The organism is Nostoc sp. UHCC 0251, assembly GCF_034932245.1.
Taxonomy (GTDB): domain Bacteria; phylum Cyanobacteriota; class Cyanobacteriia; order Cyanobacteriales; family Nostocaceae; genus Nostoc.
Genome location: NZ_JAYGHD010000487.1, coordinates 1 through 4165, shown reverse-complemented (window position 1 = coordinate 4165; position 4165 = coordinate 1). Strand labels below are relative to the sequence as shown.

Genomic DNA, 4165 nt, shown 5'->3' with positions numbered 1-4165 from the left:
TAACGCACCCTACAATACTTAACTTTGTTCAAAAATCAAATAGTAATCCTATAGTCTTAGGATAGTACCAAGATTTTTAATCTGCTTAGGTTGTTCAAGGAATAAAAAACAACAACTAATATTCAGTGTTTATACTCATTTGCTAAACTATTTATTGATATTTTTGAATGGAGAAAACTCAATTATTTTCAATTGGCTAGCGATCGCATGATCTTTGCTGTTATTCGTAATTTCTTATACCATTTATAAAAATTTTTGTACCACACGGAATGTTTAGATCCCCGACTTATTTAAGAAGTCGGGGATCTTTTTGTTTAGGAATGATTTAGGATTGAGACTAGGGGGGAGAGTGAAAAGTTACGTTCGCCCTGCCTAATTAACCATCACCCCATCCACAACCGCAATCATCTTCAATACCTTTTAAGCCTCCAAAACTAAGTTATTCAGCATAGTATTCATTTTATTAACTGACTCGATATACTCTTTTTGAGGAACAGATTCTGCAACAATTCCCGCGCCAGCATTTAAGTGAATTCTATTACCGTATTGGTAAACTGAGCGAATAGCGATCGCAATATCCGCCGCACCATTACTATCTACCCAACCAATACCACCAGCATAAATACCCCTTGGCTCATCTTCTAAACGGTCAATCCATGCTAAGGCTTGTTCTTTATCAATCCCAGAAACAGTAATTCCTGGGAATAAAACTTTTAATGCATCCCACAAGCTATATCTAGGTAGGAGTTTACCACCTACTCGTGATGATAAGTGCTGTACACATCTATACTTTTTAACTTCCATGAAATCAAAAACGCGTACGGTTTCTGGTGAGCAAAGTGAGGTAATCTCATTTTGTGCTAACCAAGCTGACAGTGCGTGTTCTTTCACTTCTTTCGCATCTGTAAATAGTTCACCGCTTAATTGTGTGTCTTCTTCTAGGTCTACACCACGGGGTCGAGTTCCTGCTAGTGGATTAGTCACTACAAAACCGTCTTCGTTTACCTGCATAAGAATTTCAGGACTAAAGCCAACAGCACGGATATCTTCTAAATTGAGACAATAAGAACGCGCAGAGTTGTTTGTTTTTGAGGCAGCTACATAAGTTCCTAAAATATCCAAATTACCTGTTAATTTAACAGAACGAGAAATAATTGCTTTTTGCAATTTTCCTTGTTGAATTGCTGTAACTAGAGTATCAACACGATTTTCGTAATTTTGGCGATCATGAAAATCAACTAATACTGAAGATAATTCATAATTTGGTAATTCATTATCAAGTAATAATTGTTTTTGAACGTGTTCTAATGACTTAGTAGTTTTGATATGTATTCCTGTTTCTGTAAAGCGCAGTTCAGTCTCAGGAATCAAAAAATAGAGCAGTTCTTGGGAAATTGCTTTAGAATATGCCGAGTAGAATCGAGCTATATCAAATGCAACATAGCCATAAGCTGTCCAATTTTCAACATTCAAAGACTTGAGCAAAGCCTCTACCTGTTTCAAGGGATCACTTACTGGTTCAAAGTAGGATGTTCCTAAACCATTAATTAATACAGAGTCTTGGGTTACTGACACCCTAACAAGCTCATTACCGGCAATACGAACCTCATTATTGCCTTCATACATTACATAGTTAGAAAAAGTTCCAGCTTTTAGCAAGTTATTTAAGACAATAATCGGATCTTTTTGCCCTACTACAAATGTTTCATTATACTTAACTTGGGTTTTGATTTCCGCAACCATGAATTTGACCTTATTTGGATAATTTGTGAGTGATGCCATTGTTCTAAAACTGGGCAATAGATACCAACTAAAAACTAAGTTAGGATCTAACTTGCTTAATTACGAATTACGAACAAGTTTCTGTTGTTTCAGTAATAAATTGCAGTGAATTTTATCACGCGAATACACAATAATCCCAAGGAGGAAAATTGAAACCGCTAGAACCATGCAATGTTTTCATTAATGCTATTTTGGCAGCAGCTTTTTTGAAAATGTTTAAATATGCTATGAGTCAAGCCAGCCACTACGAATGAAATCCGAAAAATACGTACTTAATAATTCCTTATTCACAGGGGGACAAGATATAGAACTACCTTTCAGAGCATTCATTGTTGCAGAACAACTAAGTTGAGGGTCTATTAATGGCTGATGATTTTGGAAAATAGCTGGTTGTTCTTGAGGCAACTTTTTGAGGAAAAAGGGTAAGAGATGATATAAAGGATTTTCTCTAGAACGGACAGTATTACTCAGTTGTACTTGCCAGTCTTGATAAGCAATGTGTTGAATCGGATAGCCTAAAGAACCGATAAAATCTGTCAATTCGTTCCAAGAAGAAGATTGAGGATTATTTAAATGGAAAGCCTTTCCTATAGAATCTTTTTGCTGCGATAAATAAACAATACTTTGACTCAAATAATCTACGGGAGCTAAATCTAATCTATCGGTGATATCTGTCATACTTCCCATTTGGATACAGCCTTTGATGGTACGGCAGATCACATCATCTTTATACCAAGCACCTGTTTGACTATGACCGGAAATAAATGGTGGTCTATAAATCGAAACAGGAATTCCTCGGTTACATGCTATCATCATCAACTTTTCTGCTACCCATTTACTTTGTGAGTAAGCAAGTTTCATTCCCTCACTATGAGTGAGTGGATCTGATTCTGTGACGATTTTCCCCCAATAAACAGGTGATTCAAAAACCGCGATTGTGGAAATGTAATGTACCGGCTGTTTCTAAATCAAAGCCTTGCATGGTGACAATAGTTGCACCGCAAGCAAGGCTGTAATTCAGCATCAGCATCCCGTAAGCATGAAAAAACGGTAAAACTCCGATGAGTCGATCCTCTGAGGTGATTGATTCGCTGTTTTGAAATTGGTAAAAGTTTGTACCAAAGGTATAGTGGGTGTGCATTACACCTTTAGGCAGACCAGTTGTACCACCAGAGTACAGCAATACCATCAAATCTTCTTTGGGATTGATTTGGACTTGCGGTGCTTCTCCTTCACTCTGTAAAAGCACGGAAAATGAAGTAGTGCCAATCGCATCACCAAATACGAACACTTCTTTTACTTGTGACTGCTTAACTGCCTCTAATGCTTGATTTACAAGGTTAGGTGTGGTGAGCAGGTATTTTGCACCGGTATCATTCAGTTGGTATACAAGCTCTTGTGTTGTGTAGGATGGATTGACTGTAGCGACTACCCCACCCAAGCTGACGACGGCATGAAAAGCGATCGCATATTCTGGAAGATTAGGACTGTAAATAGCGAAAATATCACCCTTGGAGAAGCCACGCGCAGCCAGTCCAGCCGCCACTCGACGGATAGAGTCTGCCAATTGTCCATAAGTTATTATGCGATCGCTCGTCCCTTCAATGAAGGCTGGTTTATCCACTAATTCTGCTGCTCGTTGCAATACAAATTCTGTTAGTGGCTGTTCCGGGATATCAATATTAGAATAATATGAATTGCAAAATATCATATAATTTTATTATTCAGTATGCTTAAAATTTAGCGTGTATTTGTAGACTAATTGACCTATAAATTTGCGAAAATTTTTCTTTGTTACTGTTATTAATTTGACTTTTGATTATTGTTTGTTTACAGATACTACTAACAACATAATAAAAAGGCAAGGACAGTTAAGACAGTTAAGACAGTTAAGCAAAATTGATTTTTAACCGCAAAATATTCACGCTTAAATGCTTGATATAAACAGGATATACTTACAGGTTTAGCGCATCTCAAAGCCTATTGACAAGAGGACTTGCCTGATCAGTAATAAGGCAATACAGTTCAGATAAGACCAAAATACTTGTCTTGACGGCGATTTATCGCGTCTCAAAAACCCACGATTTTGTACAAGGAACTTCCAGTTAAAAAAATATCCTGTCGTAGGGGCGCAAGGCCTTGCGCCCCTACAAATCTATAAATAAACCTCATCTAAGTTGAGAACCGTAGTTTTCGCCCTCACCCTAAATCTCTCTCCCAGATATGGGCTACGGTGTATACACAAGTCGAAAAAAGATCAATTTCCCATTGTTATCTCGTTTATCTCGTTCCCATGCAGAGCATGGGAATGCTCCTCATGGAGGCTCTGCCTAGGCTGTTGACTTTGTGGGTTTTTAGGCGGTTTTTGTTCATGCAGTTTTTG

At 37.7% G+C, this 4165-nt stretch carries 3 protein-coding genes; all 3 read right to left on the bottom strand.

The window, feature by feature from the left end; all coding sequences use genetic code 11:
* Positions 1-420: 420 nt before the first annotated feature.
* The 3 genes from VB740_RS36055 to VB740_RS36045 all read right to left on the bottom strand — a co-directional run bounded on the left by VB740_RS36055 (position 421) and on the right by VB740_RS36045 (position 3493).
* On the bottom strand, positions 421-1743 hold the full coding sequence (locus VB740_RS36055; protein ID WP_323204595.1) for a salicylate synthase: 1323 nt from the start codon (positions 1741-1743) through the stop codon (positions 421-423).
* Between the two features lie 264 nt (positions 1744-2007).
* On the bottom strand, positions 2008-2682 hold the full coding sequence (locus tag VB740_RS36050; RefSeq protein WP_416291319.1) for an SDR family oxidoreductase: 675 nt from the start codon (positions 2680-2682) through the stop codon (positions 2008-2010).
* Between the two features lie 22 nt (positions 2683-2704).
* Entirely contained in the window at positions 2705-3493 is a 789-nt protein-coding gene (locus VB740_RS36045) for an AMP-binding protein (RefSeq protein ID WP_323204594.1), read from the bottom strand.
* Positions 3494-4165 lie beyond the last annotated feature (672 nt).